The organism is Pleomorphomonas sp. JP5 (genome assembly GCF_023721815.1).
Lineage (GTDB): Bacteria > Pseudomonadota > Alphaproteobacteria > Rhizobiales > Pleomorphomonadaceae > Pleomorphomonas.
On sequence record NZ_JAMDLI010000007.1, the window covers coordinates 870,037 to 887,985 of the forward strand.

Here is a 17,949-nt window from a genome sequence, read left to right on the forward strand (position 1 = left end):
GATCCTGTTCTGTTTCGGTCCTCAGGTCCGCCCGAGGGTGCCCGCAAGAGCTGCGTCGATCATCGCCACGGTCTCCTTCAGGCCGTAGAGTTCGACGAAGGAGCCAAAGCGCGGGCCCTTCTCCTGGCCGAGCAGCACCTGATAGAGCGTCGCGAACCATTCCAGGCTGACGCCCGGTCCGCCGTCCGGGCTCTTTTTGGACGGATCCTGGAAGCGCGGGAACGACCGCCCCACCGAAAGCACCACGTCCTGGATCGCTTCCCCGGCTGTCGTGACCGGCAGCGCGTCGAGCGCCTCGCGAAGCTTGGCAAGCGCTTGCCTCTCTTCGTCATCCGGTGCGCGGAAGGTGACAAACGGCTTCACCCGGTCCTGGTAGTAAGCCAGCGCATAGCCGCAGAGCTCGTCGAGCTTCGGATGCGTCTCCGGCGTCACCCCCGGCGAATGCCGGCCGATGTAGGCCCAGAGAGCGGCCTTGTCGTGGGCATGGCTGGCCGACACGAGGTTGAGCAGCATCGAGAAGCTGACCGGCACCGGCGTCACCGGCGGCTCCCCGGAATGGATGTGCCAGACCGGGTTGGTCAGCTTTTGGTCGGCGTCCATCGCCGGGTATTTCTCGAGGAAAGCGAAATACTCGTCGACGGCGCGCGGGATCACGTCGAAGAACAGCCGCTTGGCCGTCTTCGGCTTCTGGAACATGTAGAGCGCCAGGCTGTCGGGCGAAGCGTAGGTCAGCCACTCGTCGATGGTGAGACCGTTGCCTTTCGACTTGGAGATCTTCTCGCCGTTCTCATCGAGGAACAGCTCGAAGTTGAAGCCTTCCGGCGGCATGCCGCCCAGCACCTTGCAGATCCGCGACGACGTCTTGACGTTGTCGATGTGGTCCTTGCCGCTCATTTCGTAGTCGACGCCGAGCGCCGCCCAGCGGAGCGCCCAGTCCGGCTTCCACTGGCACTTGGCGTGCCCCCCCGTCACCAGGGTCTCGAAGCGCTCGCCGGTCGCCGGATCGGTCCAGACGATGGTGCCCTTCTCGAGGTTGCGTTCCTCGACCGGCACTTGCATGACGACTTCTGTCTTCGGATGCACCGGCAGGAACGGCGAATAGGTCTTGCGCCGTTCTTCGCGAAGAACGGGCAGCATGATCTCCATCACCGAGTCGTACTTCGCCAGCATGCGCAGCAGCATGTCGTCGAAGGTGCCCTTCTTGTACTCCTCGGTGGCCGACATGAACTCGTAGTCGAAGCCGAAGGCGTCGAGAAACTGCCGGAGCTTGGCATTGTTGTTGTGGCCGAAGCTCGGGTAGCCGTTGTCGAACGGGTTCGGCACGTTGGTCAGCGCCTTGCCGAGATTGGCCCTGAGCAGCTCGGGGTTCGGGACGTTGTCCGGCACCTTGCGCATGCCGTCCATGTCGTCCGAGAAGCAGAGCAGGCGCGTCGGCACGCTGTCGCCGGTCAGGACGCGGAAGGCATGACGAACCATGGTGGTGCGCGCCACCTCGCCGAAGGTGCCGATATGCGGCAGGCCCGATGGCCCATACCCGGTCTCGAAGATCACCGGCTTCGAGCTATCTTTCCGTTTCTCGATCCGCGCCACGATCTTCTTGGCTTCCTCGAAGGGCCAGGCCTTGGAACGGCCGGCCGCAGCGAGAAGCGCGGGATCGGAGAGCAGGGTTGAAGAAACGGTTGCCATCGGTTGCCTCTATTCGAGAAAACCCGGAGTTTCCGGGCGCGCGGGACAGTAGGGAGGAGGCCCTGAAACGTCAAGGACGAGGGCAAGTTTTAGGTCGATTCCGCCGAGAGGATGCTTGCGCTTTTTCAGGTGGCGTCCCAAATAGGGGCTCGTTTGACTCTTGGTCGAGGAATCCATGCACAAGCCGTTGTCCGCCCAGGAGGCGCTGATCTGGGTGATGGTCACCACCGCCATCGCCGACCGCAACATGACCGAACGCGAGCTCAATCAGTTCGAGCGGTTGATCGGCTTCCTGCCGGTGTTCCAGGGGTTCGACGGTTCGGTCGGCGAAATCGCCGACGCCTGCTCGGCCAACCTGAAGTCGGTGAACGGCATCGACCACATCCTCGACCGGGTGGCCATGTCGCTGCCCGAGCGCCTCTACGAGACGGCCTACGCGCTCGCCGTCGAGGTCGCCGCGTCCGATGTCGACGTCAAGCAGGAGGAGCTGGTTTTCCTCCAGATGCTGGAGGACCGTTTCGCCCTCGACAAGCTGGCCGTTGCCGCCATCGAGCACTCGGCCCGCGTTCGCTATCGCAAGCTGGCGTAAATCGCGAAGTCCTCGGTGGATTCCATCTTGACGGCGGTTCGCTTTAGCGAGATGACCCGGCGCCATTTCCGCCGAGTGCCGCCATCTTGCATGTATCCTCTTCCGGGGACCTTCTCGCCGACCGCCGCTACGAGTATGCCCGAGCCTACCTCGAGGCCGACGATGCCGCGGCGGCAGCCGATCTGTTTCTGCAAACTCTCGAACGCTCGCCTGGTTGGTTGCCAGCCCTGATTGGCGCGGCAGATGCCCTGGCCGCCAATGGCCGCCGGGATGAGGCCGAACCGCTTCTTCGCGAGGCGGCAAAACGCGACCATGATGGGCTGTTCGGCGCGTCGCTGAGGCTTGCCGCCCTGGGCTTTGCAGAGGTTCCCGACGCTCCGCCTGCCGCCTACGTTCGCGGTCTCTTCGACGATTACGCCGATCGCTTCGAAACGGCTCTGGTGGAGGACCTGGGCTATCGGGCGCCCTGGCTGATCGCAGACCTGATCGACAAAGCTCGACCCGGCGGGCGTTTTTCGCGGGGACTAGATCTCGGCTGCGGCACCGGGCTGATGGCCGAGGCGCTGATGGGGCGCGTCGATCATTTCACGGGCTGCGACCTGTCGCCGGAAATGATCGCCCGCGCAGACGCCGAACGCCGTTATCAAGCGCTGGCAGTCGCCGACGTGGTGGCTTACCTTCGTCGGTGCGAAGGCAGCTTCGACCTCGTGACCGCCGCCGATGTGCTTGTCTACGTCGGGGCGCTCGGCGATCTCTTCGGTGAAATCTCCGCTCACCTCGCCTCTGGCTGCCTGTTCGCCTTCTCGGTCGAGGAGTCGACTGGCGATGACCTCGTCCTGCGCGACAGCCTGCGCTATGCGCACAGCGAAGCCTATATCCGGTCTGTCTCGGCGGAGGCCGGGCTCGCCGTCCTCGATCTCCGACGTGCGACCCTCCGTTACGACCGCGGTGCGCCGATCGAGGGGCTGGTGGTGCTGACAGCTGCCGTTTGACGTCGCTCCGAGCCGTCCGGAGGGGGGGCGTTCCGTTGGCGACGATGAGTTCCGGGCACGAATGTTCTTCACTTGTTCGCGTGAATCGGGCTTACTCCCGCTGTGAACGAGACGAATCTTCTGCCGCCCAAGTTCGAGGCCTGGTTTGCATCGCGTGGCTGGAGCCCGCGTGCCCATCAGCTTGCACTGCTCGAGCACGGCCTTGCCGGCCGCTCGGTGCTTCTGATCGCGCCGACCGGCGCCGGCAAGACGCTGGCCGGCTTTCTACCGTCGCTTGTCGATCTCGCCGCACGGCCGAAGTGGAAGCCAGGTACGCGGCGGCGAGGCGTTCACACGCTCTACATATCACCGCTCAAGGCGCTGGCCGTCGATATCGAGCGCAACCTTGAGACGCCCGTCGGGGGAATCGGGCTCGACATCGCCATCGAAACGCGCACAGGCGACACATCCGCTTCGCGTCGCCAGCGTCAAAAACTGATCCCGCCCGACATCCTGCTTACCACGCCCGAGCAACTGGCGTTGCTGCTCGCTGCGCGCGATGCCGAAACCTTCTTCGAGGACCTCAAGACGGTCGTTCTCGACGAGTTGCATGCGTTGGTCACCAGCAAGCGTGGCGACCTTCTGGCGCTCGGTCTCTCCCGGCTCAGGGCCATAGCGCCGGGCATACGCACCGTCGGCCTGTCGGCAACGGTTGCCGAACCGGACGAGCTGCGGGCCTGGCTGGTACCTCAGACATCCGGTGAGCCGCTCTCTCTCTCAGAGGTCGTCACCGTCGCCGGCGGCGCCCAACCGGATATCCGCATTTTCGAGGCGGACGAGTCGATCCCCTGGGCTGGGCACTCGGCCCGCTATGCCTATGAGGGGCTGCTGGCGGAAATCGATCGTCGGCGCATGACGCTGATCTTCGTCAACACGCGCAGCCAGGCGGAGATGGTCTTTTCCGAGCTTTGGCGGCTCAATGACGCCAACCTGCCCATCGCCCTCCATCACGGTTCGCTCGACGTTGGCCAGCGGCGCAAGGTGGAGGCGGCGATGGCCGACGGCCGGCTTCGGGCGGTCGTCGCCACCTCGACGCTCGATCTCGGCATCGACTGGGGCGATGTGGACCTCGTGATCCACATTGGAGCTCCGAAGGGAGCCAGCCGCCTCGCCCAGCGCGTCGGTCGCGCCAACCATCGCATGGACGAGCCGTCGACGGCGCTTCTCGTGCCGGCCAATCGCTTCGAGGTGCTGGAATGCCAGGCGGCGCTCGACGCCAACTATATCGGCGCTCAGGATACGCCGCCGATCCGCGATGGTGCGCTCGACGTACTCGCCCAGCATGTGCTTGGCCGGGCTGTGGCCGGCCCGTTTCGCGCCGATGATTTCTATGCCGAGGTCGCTTCCGCCTACTCCTATCGTCATCTTGATCGCGAGCGGTTCGATCGAGTGGTCGATCTCGTCGCCACCGGTGGCTACGCCCTGCGCGCCTACGAGCGCTACGCCAAGATCAAGCTGACCGCCGATGGCACATGGCGTCTCACTCACCCACGCTTCGCCCAGGCCTATCGCCTCAATGTCGGCACCATCATAGAGAGCCCGATGCTGAAGGTGAGGCTCGGCGGCAAGGCGCGCGGGCGTGGACCGGTGATGGGCGGCCGGCTGCTCGGAGAGGTGGAAGAATACTTCTGCGAGCAGATGAAAGTCGGTGATACCTTTTTGTTTGCCGGCGAAGTGCTTCGCTTCGAGGGAATGCGCGAGACCGAGGTGATCGTCTCTCGGGCGCGGTCGAGCGACCCTCGCATTCCCGTCTATGCCGGGGGCAAGTTCCCGCTTTCCACCTTTCTCGCAGCCAGTGTCCGGAAAATGCTGTCCGACCCTTCGTCCTGGCACAAGCTGCCGACGCCGGTGCGAGACTGGCTTGAGCTGCAGCGGGATCATTCCCTCCTTCCCAGGCCAGACGAGCTCCTGGTCGAGACTTTTCCTCATCGCGGACGTTATTTCCTGGCGCTCTATCCGTTCGAAGGGCGGCTCGCCCACCAGACACTCGGAATGCTGCTGACCCGCCGGCTCGAACGTTTCGGCCAGAAGCCGCTCGGCTTCATCGCCACCGATTATGTGATCGGCGTCTGGTGCGCGGCCGATGTCGGCGCTGCGTTCGTCCGTGGCGAGCCGACACTGTCGCGTCTTCTTGAGCCGGATATGCTGGGCGACGATCTGGAAGCCTGGATGGCCGAGAGCTATCTTCTGAAGCGCATGTTCAAGTCCTGCGCCATGATCGCCGGCCTCGTCGAGAAAAACGCCATCGGCGCCCAGAAGACCGGACGACAGGTGACGGTGTCCACCGACCTGATCTACGACGTGCTTCGCGAGCATCAGCCCGACCATGTTCTGCTGGAGGCTGCCTGGGCCGACGCATCGTCAGGCCTTCTGGACCTCGGCCGCCTCTCCGATATGCTCTCCCGAATCAATGGCCGCATCGTCCATAAGCGGCTCGACCGCATTTCGCCTCTCGCCGTGCCGATCATGCTGGAGATCGGCGGCGAGCGGGTTGCCGGCGAGGCCGACGAGGACGTCTTGCGTCAGGCGGCCGACGAGATCATTCGGGAGGCCATGGCGTGACGGCGCTGAGGGAGAAACAGGGAGACGACGACGTGCTGACTGCCGGCGGACTGGTGAACCTCAACGGCGCCGCTGTGCGCTTCGATGCTTCGGGCGTGCTCCACTGGCCGGAAGAGCGGTTGCTGGTCGTCGCCGATCTGCACTTCGAAAAGGGCTCGTCGCATGGCGTGCGTGGCCGCTTCGTGCCGCCCTATGATACGCGAGCGACACTGCGCGCGTTGGCGGAAGTCATCGGTCGACTTCGTCCGGAGAGGGTCATCGCGCTTGGCGACAGCTTCCACGACGGCGATGCCGAGGCGCGTCTCGCCCCCGCCGATCTTGAGGCGCTTTCGGCGTTGGTCGGATCGGTCGACTGGACATGGGTGGCAGGCAACCACGATCCGTCGCCTCCCGCCGGGCTCGGCGGACGGCCGGTCGCCGAGATCGTCATCGGACCCCTCGTCTTCCGGCATGAACCGCGTCCCGGTCGGGCGTTGGGCGAGGTGGCCGGTCACTTGCACCCGGCGGCCAAGGTAGGCCGAACCCGTTCGGTTCGCCGCAGGGCCTTCGTCTGCGATGGCAGCCGCTGCCTGTTGCCCGCCTTCGGCGCCTACACGGGCGGACTCAACGTCATGGATGCGGCATTCAAGGGGTTGTTCGAACGGTCGCGTCTCATTGCCTGGATGCTGTCGGATGGCCGCGTCTATCCGGTGCGCTCGGCCGAGTTTCTTCCCGACTGACGGCGCTCAGTCTTTTCTGAAGGCCACGCCCGCCAGCCATCCGGTAAGGCAGGCGACGATCACGGTGGCTAGACCGTAGAGAGCAGGCTCCCGGTGGGCAAGGTTCGTGATCGTCTGTTCGAAGCCGCCCTTCAGGATCGAGAAATCCTGCGTCGTCTTGGCAAGCAGCACTCCACCCGAGAACAGGTAGACGGTAGCCGTATACCAGCCGATCGGCACGTTGGCCGGCAGCTCGATCGGCGCGCGGAACAGCTGTGACGACAGGAACTCGACGCTGCCTTCGTTGAGCTTGAACAGGCCTTGCTTCTGCATCAGCCGCAGGAAGGCGGCATCGTATTCGGTCCGGATAGGCGGCAGCGCGTCCGGCAGGCCGCGCGTCGGCAGCATGTCGAAGCCCAGACCCTGGCCGGCACGCACGCGGTTGCCGGCCACGTCGACCATTGGCGCGGTGGTGGCGATGGCCAGAAAGGACGGCACGCGTGGCAACTCGCTGGATGCGCGATTGATCCAGATGCCGGCCACCCTCTCCTTGCGGCGGGCGACCATGGAGCGAAGCGGGCCGGTCAGCGTCACGACGATTTCGTAGGGCTCGGCACGGGCAACGGTCTGCCGGTCGCGTTCCACGGTGCCGAAGATGACGACACCCGAGCCGGTGAAGTTGGACTCGATGGAAACGCGTTCGGTGGAGAGCGCCGTCACCAGCGTCTCGGCGTGCAGGCGCAACGGGATGACGGAGAATACAATGGCGACGAGAAGGGCGCGGACGGTCATCTCAGCCCCCTCCCAGCCGACTGATCGAATAGAGCTCATCCGGTCTCGCCACCAGGTCGACGGCAAATCTGAGCCCTACCGACAGCACGAGAAGGCCGAGCAGCAGACGCAGCGTCTCGCCACGCAGCGACTGACCGACCCGGGCGCCGAACTGAGCGCCGACAACGCCGCCGACCATCAGGGCCAGACCGAGGATGACGTCCACGGTCTGGTTCGTGGCCGATTGCATGAAGGTCGTGAAAGCCATGGTGCCGAGCGTCTGCAACAGCGTCGTGCCGATGACGATGGTGGTGGGCACCTTCAAAAGATAGATGAGCGCGGGCACCATGATGAAGCCGCCGCCGATACCTAGCAGCGCACCCAGAAAGCCGATGGACGCTCCCAGTGCAATGACCGGCAGCGCCGAGATGTAGAGGCGCGACCGATGGAAACGAACGCGCAGCGGCAGACCGGCGATCCAGCTGTGCTGGCCGGGGCGGCGAACCGGCAGAGGCGTACCGCGTTGCTTGGCGAGAATGGCCCGAACGGCCTCCACGACCATCAGCATGCCGATGGTGCCGAGGAAGGCGACATAGGAGAGAGCGATGACCACGTCGAGCTGGCCGATGCCGCGCAGGGCTCCGTAGACCCAGACGCCGATCGCCGATCCGATGATGCCGGAAAGCGTGAGGAAGAGGCCGAGCTTCAGGTCGACCGTCTTCTTGCGCAAGTAGGCGAGAACGCCCGAGGTCGAGTTGGCGACGATCTGCGACGACACCGACGCGACGGCGACGGCTGGAGAGATGCCGGAGAAGATAAGGAGCGGGGTCAGCAGGAAGCCGCCCCCCACGCCGAACATGCCGGACAGGAACCCGACCGCCGCGCCCATCCCCAGTAACAGGAAAAGGTTCATCGGCATTTCGGCGATCGGCAGGTAAAGATCCACGGCCCGTCATCCGTTCAAAGGCGGTTGGCGGCCAGTATTAGCTCCTAACCCCTTGCGAAAGTGCAACGGAACCGCTTGTGCCACGTCTTTCCGGCGAAAAAACGCTTCGATGTGGTAAAAAGAAACCCCCCGGGATGCCGAAGCATTTCCCGGGGGCTGAAGTCCGTCGCCAATCTTGGCTAGATGGTCGGCATGCCGAGCGCCTCGATCAGCGCCCTGTCGATCTCGCCGGTAGCGGGCATCCCTTTCGACGTCTGGAAGGCGGCGATGGCGTCGCGCGTCTTGCGGCCCATCTTGCCGTCGGCGGGGCCGGCATCGAAGCCGAGGCTCGCAAGGATGGCCTGAGTCCGGGCAATTGTCCTCGACGTGTCCACCGACGCGGTGTGTTCGGCTGGTGCAGCCCAGGCCGGATCGGTCGGTGGCACATCCTCAGCCTTGGGGTCGAGAGGCTTGGGGACCCATGTTTCGACGGCGAGGCGGGCGCGGGCAAGGTCGTCCTTGGAAAGCACCTGGGCGATGTCGTCGCGCTTCTTGGCACTGTCGGCGTCGCCGCCGGTGGCCGCCAGGGCGAACCACTTGTAGGAGGTAGCAAGGTCACGTGGCACGCCGAGCCCACGGGCATAGAGAATGCCGAGGTTGAACTGGCTGTCGCGAATGCCATGCTCGGCGGCATCCTGGAACCACTTGGCGGCTTGCGCATAATCGGGCTTGCCGAGGCCACCTTCCGCGTTGATCACCGCGAGGTTGTGCATGGCCTTGGCGTTCCCGAGAGCGGCTGCCTTCGTGTACCATTCGGCGGCCGTCTTGGCGTCGCGCGCCGTGCCGACGCCCTTCTCGTACATGCTGCCGAGCCGGTATTGAGCCGGCGCAAGACCTGCCTCGGCCGAACGGCGATACCAGTCGATGGCAGCGGACAGATCCTGCGGCACACCGCGACCATCAGCGAAGCGGGAGGCGACCTCGAAGGCGGCCTGTGGATCGCCACTGGCGGCGGCGTCGCGCAGTGCCTTCGACCCCATGGCCTCCGGCAAGCTGGGAGGTGGCGTGGCGACCGGAGCCGTCGACGTCTCCGCCGAAGCCTGCGGGGACTCGGAGGTCGGGACAAACCCATCGGTCGGCAGCGTCGACGGCATTTGCGAGAAGCCGACGGGCGGTGTCGTTGCCTGCGGCGGCGCCATTTCGGAGCTGGCGGGAGGCATGATTGCCGGTGCGGTCTCGGACGACGGTTCTGTCGCTTGCGGTTCGGGAGCAGGCGACTGAACGACCGGAGCCGGGGCAAGCGCTTCCGGAGCCGTCGAGGTGGACGCCGTCGGCTCCGGTGCGGCGGGAACCGCCGCCGGTGCCGCGTCGGACGTCGAGAAGCGGTTCAGCGTGTCGGTGGCGATCTTGGCAAGGCCGAGCACGATCAGAATCGCGGCGGCGGCCATCGCCATCTTGCGCAGGTTGAAGCCAACCTTTGGCAGGGCGAAGCGCGATTTCCCGCTCGCAGGAGCATCTTGCTTGCCGGCGTCCTCCTGCGCACCGCTGCCGGCCGCTTGGGCGGCCCGCCGCGCAGCGGCGATGAAGTCCGCCTTGGTCGGCGCGCGTGTCGCATCGGAAACGGCCGGTCGTTCGGCCGCTGGAGCCGACTTTGGCAAACGTGGCTTGCCCGACCCGGGCTCGAGCGGCTTGTTGACGTCGAAGCCGGGCGGCAGTACCGGCTCGTCGCCGTCCGCCAACGGGGGCTTGCCCAACTGAGGCTCGACGCGTGGCGCGGGCGACGGCTTGCGACCGAAAATGCGCGGCAGGTCTTCGCTCTCTTCACTCTCCGCGACCGGCGGCACCCGCCGGGTGAGCGCCTGCTCTATCTCTTCCCAGTTGTCCTTCTTGCCGTGCGACGAGTTCGTCTCGGAGGCTTCGGTCCGAGCTCCATCCTCGCCGACTTCCCGAAGTGCCAGTCGCTCCACCGTCTGTCCGATGGCAAGCAGCAAGCCACGGTCGCGTTCGGCGTCGGCTCTCAGGTCTTCGCCCAGCCGGTTGATGCCGGCCTCGACGTTGGCAAGGCGAACCGGGCCGTCTTCACCGTTCCGGCCGGCGGCCGCGGCGACGCGATCGGCGATGGCCTCCACCGACAGCGAGCTCGACATGGTGGCGTCAAGCCGCTCAAGCGCTTCGGCCAGGGCGGAGATTTCGTTCGGCCGGGTTTCGAGCCGGCTCGCAATGTCGGCTATGCGGTTTTCCAGCCGCTCGAAGGCATCGGCGCCGATCGCCGGAGCATCCAGCCGATCAAGTCGCTCGACCAGCGTCCGCACATCGGAAGCAAGGCCGGCATCGGGGCGCCCGGCCGCGGCCAGCACGTCGTCCCTGAGGTGCTCCACCGCTCTCTCGAGCGCGGATACGTCCTTGCTGGTCGCGAAGTCGATATCGGCCATCGACCGTGTCAGGACGGCGATTCTGTCCTCAATCTCCGAAATGCGTCCTGTCGGCACCGGGGCTGAGAGTTTGGCTTCGATGCGAGACAAGGCCGCCGAAAGGTCGTCCGGCAGGCCACTGCTTGCGGGCCGGAGCTGCGCTTCCAGTGATCGACCGAGTTCGGCGAACCTCTCGTCAAGCGCCCGGATGGCGTCGGCATCGAGCGCTACGCCAGCGCGGTCAAGGGACAGGCGCAGGCCGTCGATCTCCTCGGCAAGGCGCGGTAGCCCCTCGGTCGAGCGGGCAATGCGCTCGATGGACGCCGACTGCCGCTCCAACTCATGTGCGAAGCGAGGCAACTGCTCGGAGCGCTGGGCAACCTGCGACAGCGTGGCGTTCTGCCGGTCGAGGCCGTCCTTCCAGAGCGAAAAGTCTCCGACGTCACGCTCGATGGCGCGGATGCTGCCGGCGACATCGTCCAGGCGGCGCTCGATGGCGGCGATCACTTCACGTTTGTCGAGCTGGGCCACTGCGGCGGCGAGATCGGACAGGCTGCGGCCGAAATCGCCGAGCACGCGCTGATCTCCAAGGCCCTGGTCGAGGCGTTCGGCGAGGCGGTCGAGGCGCGATGTGATGACGCCGACCTGATCGCCTGACGGCAGCGTGGCGATCAATCGACGAATCTCGGCAAGACGCTGCACGAGATCGCCGACAAGGCGAGGATTGTCCACAGATGTGCGAATGTCGTCGAGACGCGCTACCAGCGTATCGAAAGCGCCCTCCAGGGATCTTCCCGAATTCGTTTCGATCAGCCTTTCGACCTCGGCTCGAAGGTCGGCCACTTCGGTGGCGAGACCATCGTTCAAAGCGGGCTTCCGCCGCCGCTCGGCGTTCATTTCCTGGCTGAGGGCGCGGACCCGGGCGCCGAGTTCGGCGACATCTGCACCCTCGCGGCGGCTGACGCGGGCGGGATCGAAGGCGTCACGCTTACGCGAGATCTGCTCGATGGCCCGTTGCAGGTCGTCGGGTTCGGAGGCGCGAGGCATCGGTCTCGATGCACGCCGGTCGTCGACTGGGGAGAGCGTGCGAATGCGCTCCCCGAGCCGGTCTAGCGATGTCAGGATACGATCTACAGGATCACCGTCCTGTCGGTCGCGTTCCGATCCGTAGCCGAAGTCGCTCGGCTCCCGATCGTACTGGCTCGCTCCGCCCATTCCGCTGTTCAAACGAGACGTAGCCCGCGACGCCATGATTGTTCTCCCCGTTCGCAACGCCGTTCTCGCGGCACGAGCCGCCGGGACGGATCGCCGCCAGGATGCATTCATTGGGCAATTTGCAAAAACAGGGTAAACACCCGGTTAACCGCACGGTCGTTCTTTGCTGCTTTTTAAGCGCTCTGAACGGAACCTTACCAAAACGCTCCGAAAACTGACGATGGGGAAGTCATTTCCACCTCTACCTTGACGTAAAGGGAAGCTTGTGCGCAGTTTGACCGATGGGTAGCGAAGCCGTTCCGTCGCGGATCGGTATGGAGGGAATAGCGGTGAGCGAAAGCGACGAGCCGGCCGCCGAAGCGCAGATCGGCGCCGTCATTGCCGACAAGCTCGAGGATGACGATGGACTTCATCCCCGTGGATCGTTGTTTTCGATCGGAGATTTGGCCCGCGAGTTTGACGTCACCCTTCGCACCCTGCGCTTCTACGAGGACAAGGGGCTGATCAATCCGCGTCGCGAGGGGCTCAACCGGCTCTACTCCCGCCGTGATCGGGCTCGTCTCAAGCTGGTGTTGATGGGAAAGCGTGTCGGCTTTTCGCTGACCGAGATCAAGGGCATGCTCGACCTCTACGACTTGCGCGACGGTCAGGTCGCCCAGCTCAAGGTCGCGCTTGACCGCTTCAACGATCGGATCGCCATCCTCGAAAAGCAAAAAAAGGAAATCGAGCAGGCATTGATGGAGCTGCGCCGTACGACGTCGGTGGTGAGCGGTCTGCTGAAGGAAAAGGAAGCGGGCGCGCGGCGTAGTTGAGATCGCCAAGCCTGCTCTTGTGTCCTCGAGGCAGAGAATAAATGCAGCCCGAGAGGGCGCGATGGGGTATTCTGTGGGGCGAACGACCAACCGGGAGTCCCACCATGCGCGCGATCCTGGCAGCTCTTGTTGCGTTCAGTGCCATAGGCATGCCTTTGGCCGCCCTGGCTCAGAATCCACCCTCCGAGGAAGGCTATAGTCTGCAGCCCGCCGTCGGCGACTATCTCAAGATCGATCGCCGCACCGGCGATGTCGCCCTTTGTGCGTCGCGCGGTGGCGCGTGGTCCTGCGAGCTGATTGCCGAAGACCGGAAGGCCTACGAGGAGCGCATCGTCGAACTCGAGGCGGAGAACGAGAAGCTCGAAAAGCGGATCGAGGCCCTTGAGGCGAAACATGCGCGGGCGCCGCTTCTCGACGCGGAGGAGGAACGGCGATTCCAGGAGTTCTTGAACCTTGGAGATCGCATGTTCCGCCATTTCTTCGATCTCGTCGAACGGCTGCGCGAGCGGGAAGAGGCCCCGATCTAGCGGTTCCTCGTTTTCGAGGCGAAATCCACAGCTTTGTAACTGCAAATCCACTGGATGGCGCTCCGGGGAATGGCCGCCCGTCACGCACTGCTGCATGATCACACTGACCCTCAGCGTCATCGGGGAGAATGGGACATGCTCAAGGAATTCAAGGAATTCGCGTTGCGTGGCAACATGGTCGACCTCGCCATCGGTGTGATTATCGGCGGCGCCTTCGGTGGTTTGGTCAACTCGATCGTTGCGGACTTGCTGATGCCAGTCATCGGGCTCATCACAGGCGGCATCGATTTTACCAACCTGTATGTCCAGCTTTCCGGAGCACCGGTGGCAAATGATCTTGAAGCTGCCCGCAAGGCCGGCGCGACGATTGCCTATGGCAACTTCGTAACCTTGGCCATCAACTTCCTGATCATCGCCTTTGTTCTGTTCCTGGTGGTGAAGGTGATGAATCGCATGAGGACCGCCTCCGAACCGGTGGTGGAAGCGCCGCCGGAAGTGCCGGCCGATGTCGCCCTGCTCGCCGAAATTCGCGACCTGCTGAAGAAGGAATGATGGAAACGCTGCCATGGCCAGGCGGCTCGTGGCAGCTTTTTCCGTATCTTGCCTTTTGATTCGTTTTTGCGGGCCTGATATTCCCGGGTGGTGGCGATTCCCGCCGGCCATCCGAGCAAGGCATATCAATGATATCCGACGTTGCCGCAAGCTTTCTCGACGACATCCGACCGACGGCCCGAAACGCGCCACCGAGCGGTATCGTCGAGGTTCATCTCGAGGGATTGCGGCGGCCGGGAACGGCAAAGCTCTGGGTTGGCGAGGGCAGCCTGCCAACCCCGGCCAACATTCGTGACGCAGCGGTTCACTCGCTGCTGGCCGGAGAGACCTTCTATACCCATCAGGCCGGCTTGCCGGAGCTGAGGGAAGCGCTTTGTCGGTATCACGATCGGATCTATGGGCCGTTCGGCGGCCGGCCGGCCGACATCGATCGATTCGTCGTCACGGCGTCCGGCATGCATGCCATCCAGATCGCGGCGTCGCTGGTCGCCGGTGCCGGTGACGAGGTGATCGTGCCGACGCCGGCCTGGCCGAACGCTCCGGCGGCCGCCGCGCTGTGCGGTGCCACAGTGCGTGAAGTGCCGATGCGCTTCGGTCCGACGGGCTGGGATCTCGACCCTGATGACCTCAAGGCGGCCATTACGCCGCAGACGCGCGCCATCTTCATCAACTCGCCCGGCAACCCTACTGGCTGGGTCGCCAGCCGCGATCGGCTTGCGTCCATTTTGGCCGTCGCCCGACACCACGGGATCTGGATTGTTGCCGACGAAGTTTACGGTCGCTTCTGCTACCTGGATGGAATGGGGGTTGCCCCCTCCTTTCACACTCTGGCCCAGCCGGAAGACCGGCTTATCTTCGTCAACACTTTCTCGAAGAACTGGGCAATGACCGGCTGGCGGATCGGCTGGATCGAAGTGCCGGCCGCCCTCAACGCCACCGTCCAGAACCTCGTGCAATACACGAGTTCGGGCACGGCGGTCTTCATGCAGCGCGCCGCCGTCGAGGCTCTCGACAATGGCGAGGACTTCCTGGCTTTCCAGATTGCCCGGGCGCGCGACAACAGGGCGGCCGTCCTCGCCGCGCTCGCCGCGGCGGACGGGGTGGCGGTGTCGCCGCCCGAGGGAGCCTTCTACCTGTTCTTCTCGCTCGAGGGCGAGAGCGATACGCGCCGGCTCTGCCTCGACATGGTGCGCGAGGCGGGTGTGGGCATCGCGCCCGGCACCGCGTTCGGTCGTGGGGGAGAGCGATTCATGCGTCTCTGCTTTGCCGGCGATCCGCAAGACATCACCATCGCGCTGGCTCGCCTTTCGGCCTGGCTCGCGACGCGCCGAGAGGCCGTCGCTGGCGTTTAGTGATTTTTTACGGTCATTTGCGTTTGAATTTGATCTGGAACAGTTCCTTTTTCTTCGAAGTCGTGCATGTTACATCCGGACTTGCACTGAAGGGCTGTTCCTGATTTGACAGATTTCGGGGCAGAGGTTTGGCCCTGTCTGGATGAAGGGGAGAGCGAGGCGGACATGGGAGAACTTGAGGACCGCAGGACCGCGGTTTCGGAGGCTCGCTTCGAAAGCCTTCTCGACACCGCCGCCGATGGCGTCATCGTCATCGACGAGACTGGTCGCATGCTGGTCTTCAACAAGATCTGCGAGCAGCTGTTCGGCTACACCTCGCAAGAGGCCATCGGTCAGAACGTATCGCTGATCATGCCGCCCGAGTTCTCGGTGTCGCACGACCGCTTCATGCACAACTACCACCGCACCGGCGAGAAGCGGATCATCGGCATTGGCCGTGAAGTGTCCGGCATGCATCGCGACGGCACGGTCTTCCCGCTTGAACTTTCGGTCGGCGAAGCGAAGACGGCGGAGGGGCGGCAGTATATCGGCGTGTTGCGCGACCTTCGCTCGCGCCGCGCCGTCGAACAGCGCGTGTCCCAACTTCAGGCGCAGGTGGTGCACATGACGCGCCTGTCCGCCATGGACGAGATGGGCGCCGCCATGGCGCACGAACTCAACCAGCCGCTGACCGCGCTGCTTCTGTATCTTCAGGCCGTCGCCCGGCAGGTCAGGGCCTGCCATGCCGACGAAAAGCCGCCGAGCGACAAGATGCTCGGTGTGCTCGACAAGGCGGTTCTCGAGGCCGAACGGGCCAGCCACATCGTCCAGCGCATGCGCCAGATGGTGGAGAAGCGCGACCCGGAGCGGGCCACCATCGATTTGCGCGAGGTGGTCAACGAGGCGCTCGACCTCAGCGAGTTCGTGGCGCAAGGCGCCACAGTCACGATTCGTCGCGTCTTCGGCATGACGCCGATTCAGGTGGACGCCGACGCGACGCAGATCCAGCAAATCATCCTGAACCTGCTGCGCAATGCTCTCGAGGTGGCCAAGGAGAGCGAAGAGCGCTGGGTGAAGGTATCCATCGGTTCCGACGATCGCTCGGCTTTCGTTTCGGTAACCGACAGCGGCCCCGGTTTTTCCGAGGACGTCGGCAAGTCGCTGTTCAGAACGTTCAGCACGACCAAGAAGTCCGGCATGGGGCTTGGTCTCGCCATATCCCGGGCGATCGCCCAGAATCATGGCGGCGATCTGATGGCCGACCCCGGCGGCAACGGACAGGGGGCTACCTTCACCCTGATGCTGCCGATGCACCATTCGGACGAAGCGGAAGAGGACACGTGGGGGTGACAGGACGGCGCGGCTGGCGTCGGTGGGAAGGCAAGAAACAATGGGACCATCCAAGGGGTGGTAACTGGCGCGGCGGGAGGTTTCGCCGTATAAACACTTAGATAAGCAAAGTTCGCCGCGAGTCTCGCGATGGCTGCTCTTTCTAACGGCAGACAGTGGGACGCGAGGAGCGGACGCGATCCATGGACTTGGCTAGCCGGGCGGGACCCTGGCGGTCTTCAGGGATCCTCAGATCGAGGAAGGGTGACATGGCTGAAACAGAAGGAAAAATCTTCGTTGTCGATGATGACGCATCGGTGCGCGACGCGCTGTCGGTCATCTTCGAGATGGAAGGTTACGGCGTCAGGGTATTCGCCGATGGCGATCAGTTCCTGGCGGCTCTCAAGACGGACAAGCCAGCCTGCGTGCTGCTGGACGTTCACATGCCAGGCAAGTCAGGCCTCGACATTCTCCGCTCGATTGATGTCGGCACCTTCCCCTCGCCGGTGTTCATCATTTCGGGCCAGGGCGACATTCCCATGGCGGTGAGCGCGATCAAGGCCGGCGCCACCGACTTCATCGAGAAGCCGTTCGACGCCGACACAGTGGTGACGCGCGTTCGCGAGGCCATCGCCTCTTACGGCCGCCATGCCAACGGCGGAACTCCGGGTCTCAGCTTCCCCGGCGCCGAACACCTGACCCCGCGCGAGCGCGATGTTCTGCAGGAGATCACTGGTGGTGCGTCCAACAAGGAAGCCGGACGGCGCCTTGGCATCTCTCCGCGGACCATCGAAGTGCATCGTGCACGCATCATGGAAAAGCTCGGTGCGCGCAACGCTGCCGATCTCGTCCGTATCGTGCTGACTGCGCATACGGGGGATCACGGATAAACATTGTTCGATGATCAGGGCACACTACTTTTTCCTGCGACTGGTTTGCGTCTCGCAGTTTTAGAGTGTTGCCTATGTATATCATTGTTGAGGACGATCCTTCGGTCGCCGATGCGCTGGAATCCCTGCTCTCAGGAGCGGGATTGCCGGTGCGCGTCTTTGCGAGCGCCGAGGAACTCATTCATTCCGCTCCCCCAACACCCGAAGACACGATGATCGTCGACCTCGGCTTGCCGGGCATGAGTGGTGGCGAACTCGTCCGTCATCTGGAAAAGGCCGGCGCCACCCCCAGGGTGATCGCCATTTCCGGCAAGTCGTCGCGAACAATCGCTCGCGAGACCGAAGGCTTGGCCGCAGTGAAAATCCTTCGCAAGCCGCCAGCAGCCGATTGGCTGGAAGCGATCACCGCCTGACCCTTTTCGGGACTTTGCTCTGGTCGCCCGGTCTCCGGGCTTTTTTTGTCTTCCTCCCATGGAGGGAGCGATGATTTTTGGCGGAATTGTCCATGTCCGCGCCTGTTTTGTCCGGGTGGTGCTCCCCTGCCTGCATCTCTGGTGGGGCGGTTGGAGGGGCTTTGTTTCTACCTGCTTAGTCGTCCCTGAGGCTCTGACGCCGGCAAC

The 17,949-nt window shown here is 64.2% G+C and carries 15 protein-coding genes; 11 read left to right on the forward strand and 4 right to left on the reverse strand.

Annotated features, from left to right (window positions below; genetic code table 11):
• Window positions 1-21 precede the first annotated feature (21 nt).
• A complete protein-coding gene (locus tag M4J40_RS10955; protein ID WP_251754168.1) occupies window positions 22-1,686 on the reverse strand; it encodes a lysine--tRNA ligase in 1,665 nt (554 codons plus the stop codon).
• Window positions 1,687-1,861: 175 nt separating this feature from the next.
• Here M4J40_RS10955 and M4J40_RS10960 point away from each other — a divergent pair, with 175 nt between their 5' ends.
• The 4 genes from M4J40_RS10960 (at window position 1,862) to pdeM (ending at window position 6,587) form a co-directional block, all read left to right on the forward strand.
• Window positions 1,862-2,275, forward strand: a complete 414-nt coding sequence (locus M4J40_RS10960; protein ID WP_251754169.1) for a tellurite resistance TerB family protein — start codon at window positions 1,862-1,864, stop codon at window positions 2,273-2,275.
• 86 nt (window positions 2,276-2,361) lie between these two features.
• A complete protein-coding gene (locus tag M4J40_RS10965) occupies window positions 2,362-3,267 on the forward strand; it encodes a class I SAM-dependent methyltransferase (RefSeq protein ID WP_251754170.1) in 906 nt (301 codons plus the stop codon).
• A gap of 102 nt (window positions 3,268-3,369) precedes the next feature.
• A complete protein-coding gene (locus tag M4J40_RS10970) occupies window positions 3,370-5,868 on the forward strand; it encodes a ligase-associated DNA damage response DEXH box helicase (RefSeq protein WP_251754171.1) in 2,499 nt (832 codons plus the stop codon).
• On the forward strand, window positions 5,865-6,587 hold the full coding sequence (pdeM, locus tag M4J40_RS10975; protein ID WP_251754172.1) for a ligase-associated DNA damage response endonuclease PdeM: 723 nt from the start codon (window positions 5,865-5,867) through the stop codon (window positions 6,585-6,587). Before M4J40_RS10970 ends, pdeM begins: the two co-directional genes overlap by 4 nt.
• A 6-nt stretch (window positions 6,588-6,593) precedes the next feature.
• Here the strand turns inward: pdeM and M4J40_RS10980 are convergent, their stop codons facing one another.
• The 3 genes from M4J40_RS10980 to M4J40_RS10990 form a co-directional block, all read right to left on the reverse strand.
• On the reverse strand, window positions 6,594-7,358 hold the full coding sequence (locus M4J40_RS10980) for a TIGR02186 family protein (RefSeq protein ID WP_251754173.1): 765 nt from the start codon (window positions 7,356-7,358) through the stop codon (window positions 6,594-6,596).
• A gap of 1 nt (window position 7,359) precedes the next feature.
• Window positions 7,360-8,283 carry a TSUP family transporter gene (locus M4J40_RS10985; RefSeq protein ID WP_251754174.1) on the reverse strand — a complete coding sequence of 308 codons (924 nt, stop codon included), beginning with the start codon at window positions 8,281-8,283 and terminating at the stop codon, window positions 7,360-7,362.
• Between the two features lie 179 nt (window positions 8,284-8,462).
• Window positions 8,463-11,924, reverse strand: a complete 3,462-nt coding sequence (locus tag M4J40_RS10990) for a peptidoglycan-binding protein (RefSeq protein ID WP_251754175.1) — start codon at window positions 11,922-11,924, stop codon at window positions 8,463-8,465.
• Between the two features lie 341 nt (window positions 11,925-12,265).
• On the opposite strand from M4J40_RS10990, the gene M4J40_RS10995 reads away from it, so the two are divergent.
• The 7 genes from M4J40_RS10995 (at window position 12,266) to M4J40_RS11025 (ending at window position 17,742) form a co-directional block, all read left to right on the forward strand.
• Entirely contained in the window at window positions 12,266-12,700 is a 435-nt protein-coding gene (locus M4J40_RS10995; RefSeq protein WP_251754272.1) for a MerR family transcriptional regulator, read from the forward strand.
• A gap of 104 nt (window positions 12,701-12,804) precedes the next feature.
• Window positions 12,805-13,227: a hypothetical protein gene (locus M4J40_RS11000; protein ID WP_251754176.1), complete on the forward strand. Its 423-nt coding sequence runs from the start codon at window positions 12,805-12,807 to the stop codon at window positions 13,225-13,227.
• Between the two features lie 135 nt (window positions 13,228-13,362).
• Window positions 13,363-13,779, forward strand: coding sequence for a large conductance mechanosensitive channel protein MscL (mscL, locus tag M4J40_RS11005; protein WP_251754273.1), 417 nt, complete (start codon window positions 13,363-13,365; stop codon window positions 13,777-13,779).
• Window positions 13,780-13,907: 128 nt separating this feature from the next.
• Window positions 13,908-15,131 (forward strand): pyridoxal phosphate-dependent aminotransferase, encoded by a 1,224-nt coding sequence (locus M4J40_RS11010; RefSeq protein WP_251754177.1) that lies wholly within the window; start codon window positions 13,908-13,910, stop codon window positions 15,129-15,131.
• Between the two features lie 165 nt (window positions 15,132-15,296).
• Window positions 15,297-16,460 (forward strand): nitrogen regulation protein NR(II), encoded by a 1,164-nt coding sequence (locus M4J40_RS11015; RefSeq protein WP_251754178.1) that lies wholly within the window; start codon window positions 15,297-15,299, stop codon window positions 16,458-16,460.
• Window positions 16,461-16,708: 248 nt separating this feature from the next.
• Window positions 16,709-17,329, forward strand: coding sequence for a response regulator transcription factor (locus tag M4J40_RS11020; RefSeq protein WP_251754179.1), 621 nt, complete (start codon window positions 16,709-16,711; stop codon window positions 17,327-17,329).
• 74 nt (window positions 17,330-17,403) lie between these two features.
• Complete coding sequence (locus tag M4J40_RS11025; protein ID WP_251754180.1) at window positions 17,404-17,742, forward strand: response regulator; 339 nt, start codon at window positions 17,404-17,406, stop codon at window positions 17,740-17,742.
• The last annotated feature ends 207 nt before the right edge of the window (window positions 17,743-17,949 follow it).